Annotated in this window: 8 protein-coding genes; 1 reads left to right on the forward strand and 7 read right to left on the reverse strand. The window is 59.3% G+C overall.

Annotation, left to right across the window (positions count from 1 at the left end; genetic code table 11):
- Nucleotides 1-6: 6 nt before the first annotated feature.
- Nucleotides 7-270: a hypothetical protein gene (locus tag AYR66_RS20815; RefSeq protein ID WP_088709094.1), complete on the reverse strand. Its 264-nt coding sequence runs from the start codon at nucleotides 268-270 to the stop codon at nucleotides 7-9.
- Between the two features lie 75 nt (nucleotides 271-345).
- Nucleotides 346-621: a hypothetical protein gene (locus tag AYR66_RS20820; protein WP_088709095.1), complete on the reverse strand. Its 276-nt coding sequence runs from the start codon at nucleotides 619-621 to the stop codon at nucleotides 346-348.
- A gap of 398 nt (nucleotides 622-1,019) precedes the next feature.
- On the opposite strand from AYR66_RS20820, the gene sodC reads away from it, so the two are divergent.
- Nucleotides 1,020-1,553 carry a superoxide dismutase family protein gene (sodC, locus tag AYR66_RS20825; protein WP_088709096.1) on the forward strand — a complete coding sequence of 178 codons (534 nt, stop codon included), beginning with the start codon at nucleotides 1,020-1,022 and terminating at the stop codon, nucleotides 1,551-1,553.
- A 74-nt stretch (nucleotides 1,554-1,627) separates the two neighbouring features.
- Here sodC and AYR66_RS20830 read toward each other — a convergent pair whose 3' ends face one another.
- The 5 genes from AYR66_RS20830 to AYR66_RS20850 all read right to left on the reverse strand — a co-directional run bounded on the left by AYR66_RS20830 (nucleotide 1,628) and on the right by AYR66_RS20850 (nucleotide 3,452).
- On the reverse strand, nucleotides 1,628-1,951 hold the full coding sequence (locus AYR66_RS20830) for a hypothetical protein (RefSeq protein ID WP_088709097.1): 324 nt from the start codon (nucleotides 1,949-1,951) through the stop codon (nucleotides 1,628-1,630).
- A 193-nt stretch (nucleotides 1,952-2,144) separates the two neighbouring features.
- On the reverse strand, nucleotides 2,145-2,408 hold the full coding sequence (locus tag AYR66_RS20835) for a hypothetical protein (protein ID WP_088709098.1): 264 nt from the start codon (nucleotides 2,406-2,408) through the stop codon (nucleotides 2,145-2,147).
- A 58-nt stretch (nucleotides 2,409-2,466) separates the two neighbouring features.
- Entirely contained in the window at nucleotides 2,467-2,766 is a 300-nt protein-coding gene (locus tag AYR66_RS20840; protein ID WP_088709099.1) for a hypothetical protein, read from the reverse strand.
- 31 nt (nucleotides 2,767-2,797) lie between these two features.
- Nucleotides 2,798-3,100, reverse strand: coding sequence for a hypothetical protein (locus AYR66_RS20845; RefSeq protein WP_088709100.1), 303 nt, complete (start codon nucleotides 3,098-3,100; stop codon nucleotides 2,798-2,800).
- A 46-nt stretch (nucleotides 3,101-3,146) separates the two neighbouring features.
- Nucleotides 3,147-3,452, reverse strand: a complete 306-nt coding sequence (locus tag AYR66_RS20850) for a hypothetical protein (RefSeq protein ID WP_088709101.1) — start codon at nucleotides 3,450-3,452, stop codon at nucleotides 3,147-3,149.
- Between the last annotated feature and the right edge of the window lie 142 nt (nucleotides 3,453-3,594).

Here is a 3,594-nt window from a genome sequence, read left to right on the forward strand (position 1 = left end):
GCTGCGTCAGAATGCGACGCCGGCATAGCCCCACTGCGACGGGCTCACGTTCAGTTCTGGCGGCACAAAGCCGGCGCCGATCACGCCGATGTTATTCAGTGCATTCACCTGCACATTCTGCAGCTGCGCGATGTTCTGGTTGACGCCGATGTTGACGTTGGCAATCGGGCCGAGGTCTTTCAGCCAGGAATTGCCGCCGCGGACGGAGGCCATGGCGTGACGGTCGAGTTCGGTGGCGAGGGGCAGATCGCGGATCATGAGGGTGGGCATGGCGGTTCTCCTTGGGGCGGTCGTTGTTGGAGGGTCGGTGGAGGTACAGGCGTCCTCCACCGTGTGGTCGTCTGCTTAGAAGTTGATGTTGTTGTGCGCGGTCTGGGTCGGGTTGACGGTTGAGTCGATGCAGTTGGCGAAGGCGACGTTGTTGCCGTTGTTGTTCACCACATCCTGGCACTGGCCGATCATTTGCGATGCGTTGATCTTGGTGTCGGTGGCGCCGTAGCCGTAGCCGGGCATCCAGGACGGGACGGGGAGCTTTTCCTTGTAGAAGCCGCCGCGGACAGATGCCATGGCGGAGCGGTCCAGTTCGGTGGCGACGGCGAGGTCTTTGATGGTGAGGATCATGATGAATCTCCTTGAAGTGGTTTGGGTTGGAAGAGCATTTCGTTGCGCTCGACAGTCCTATTGCGAGGAGTGTGCCAGCGCGCCGGGAGATGCCGCGCCGTAGAGGCAAGTGTCTGAAAAATAGAGGAATTTTGAGGATTAAGCCGCTTTGTCGTGATATCTTTTCTGCAAGCTGGCGATGCTTGTGTGACGGCGTAATTCCAACAGGGCCGGCAGCAGTGTCGGATGCAAGGAGACAGGTAATAGGGACTGTCAAGACGGATGATGGAGTCCGATTGTCCCGGCCCTGAGCTTCATCAACGGCACATAAAGGCCGGCTGCTAAAGTCTTGCGATGAAAAGGGACAAGGCCCGGGAATTGCTACGAAAATGTCGTCAACCGAATAAGGACAAACTCTCATGCAAGCACGAATCAAGTCACTCGCATCGATCATGACCCTGTCGCTGTGCACAGCAGCGATGGCAAACACGGATAGCCTGACTGTGGAGATGAAGGTGCTCAGCGAAAGCGGCGCCGGCGCTTCCGCCGGCAAGGTGGTGATCCGCGAAACGCCGTACGGACTGGAGTTCACGCCGACGCTGACGGGATTGCAGCAGGGCGTGCACGGCTTCCATGTGCATGAAAACCCGAGCTGCGACGCGAAGGAGCAGAACGGGAAAATGGTCGCGGGCCTGGCGGCGGGCGGGCATTTCGATCCGGCGGGAACGAAGCGGCACGGCCTGCCCTGGGGTGACGGTCACCTTGGCGACCTGCCGCCGCTGTTTGCGGACATGAGCGGCAATGCGGCCAACCCGGTCCTCGCGCCGCGGCTCAAGCTGGCCGACGTGCGTGGACATGCCCTGATGGTCCACGCTGGCGGGGACAACCATTCCGATCATCCGGCGGCCCTGGGCGGAGGCGGCGCCCGCGTGGTATGCGGCGTAATCCAGTAAATCCGGAACGTCTTGAAATGCGAACCGCCCGATTCCGGGCGGTTTTTTTATTCCTGAAATCCTGAATCGGCCTGTCAGGCGGCCAGCTTGTGCGGCGCGTACTGGGCTGCAATTCGGGAAATTGCCAGTTGTGCCTGCGTCACTGTCTGGGAAGCGTTCTGGCGGATGCGATCGGATTCCGCCTTCGTGACGGTATGCATGCGCAGGCCCTGTTCCAGCATTTCGAAGACGTCTCGCTGCACCAGGCGCAGCGCGCTGCGGTGCTTTTCTGCCTCGGCGAGGATGCGTTCGTACTGGGCGGACGGCGCCAGGGAAGTCTGCGTGCGTGCCAGTTGTTTGGCGGTGTAAGCGAACGAGCGGACGGTCATGTCGGCTTCGAATTTAGGCTGAATGTCCATAAGGTTTCCTGGCGCGAGTGGTTGATACAAGGCACATAACGCACGAACCCCGGAATCGGTGGACAGGCTAACAATTGCTTACACATTGTTAAGCAGCGATTTCCCTTCAACTTATATGGTTAATCGGCCATGCCAAACGACAAAGGCCTGTCCGGTATTCCCGGCAGGCCTTTGTTGTCGACAAGGAAAGCGATCACAACGCGGCATTGGCGGCTGCCCATTGCGATGGGCTGACATCCAGTTTCAGCGGCCCGAAGCCTGCACCGAGCACGCCGATATTGTTCAGGGCATTCACTTCGATATTCTGCAACTGCGAAATGTTCTGGTTGACATCAATGTTGACGTTGGCGACCGGGCCAAGGCCCTGGAGCCAGGAATTGCCGCCGCGGACTTTCGACATGGCCTTGTCGTCGAGGTCATCGGCGCGAGGCAGGTCTTGTATGGTGAGGTTCGACATGGGTATTTCTCCTTGGTGATGCCGGCGGAGGCTGCGCCCCCGCCGCCGGGTTTCGAGATCAGAAGCTGATGTTGTTGTGGCCTGTCTGCGTCGGGTTCACGGTGGAACTGATGCAGTTGGCGAAGGCCACGCAGTTGCCGTTGTTGTTCGTCACGTTCTGCGCCTGGCCAATCAGCTGGCTGGCATCGACCGTGTACGTATTGGCTGCCGGCGAGGTGGTTTGCGGCATTCCTGCGCCTGGCGAGTACAGGGACATCGAGCCCGCGTATTCCTTGTTGTAGCCGCCGCGTACGGTTGCCATGGCCGAGTGGTCGAGTTCGACGGTGGTGGACAGGTCCTTGATCTTCAACGTGAACATGGTGATCTCCTTGAATCAGGCGTAGGCCGGATCAGAAATTGATGCTGTTGTTGGCGCTCTGGGTCGGGTTCACCGTCGAGGTGATGCCGCAAACAAAGGCCGCGTTGTTGCCGTTGTTGTTTTCCACGTTCTGCGACTGGCCGATCTGCTGTGTGGCGTCGAACGAGAACGAGCTCGGATAGCTCTTTTCGGGCGAGCCGTAGGACGGCGGGCAGTAAGTCGGCGTCCAGCAGGAGGGCTGCGGGTAGTAGCAGGTGCCGCCGGTGATGGAAGCCATGTCGGCGCTGTCGAGTTCGGTGGCGTTGGCGAGGTCTTTGATGTGCAGGGTAGTCATGTCAGGTCTCCTTGGGTGGTCAGGTAATCGAGTCGGTGCTGCGAAATCAGAAGTTGATGTTGTTGTTGGCGGACTGGGTCGGGTTCACCGTCGAGGTGATGCCGCTGGCGAACGCAACGTTGTTGCCGTTGTTGTTCTGCACGTTCTGCGACTGACCGATCTGCTGGGTGGCGTCAAACGAGAACGAGCTCGGCTGGTAGTTCGATTGGGGCGCGCCGTAGACGGGCGGGCAGTAGTAAGCCGGGGTCCAGCAGGAAGGCTGCTTGTAGTAGCAGCCGCCGGCAACGGAAGCCATTTCGGCGCGGTCGAGTTCGGTGGCAACGGCGAGGTCTTTGATGTGCAGAGCGGTCATGGTGTATCTCCTTGGGTATGGGGTGGTTGGGTTGGTCGAGCATTTCGTTGCGCTCGACAGACATATTGCGAGGAGTGTGCCAGCGCGGATATTCGACCTTGGGCTGTGCGTAAGTGATTGAAATTAAAGAGAAATGCTCCCT

This window comes from Noviherbaspirillum denitrificans (genome assembly GCF_002211445.1).
Lineage (GTDB): Bacteria > Pseudomonadota > Gammaproteobacteria > Burkholderiales > Burkholderiaceae_D > Noviherbaspirillum > Noviherbaspirillum denitrificans.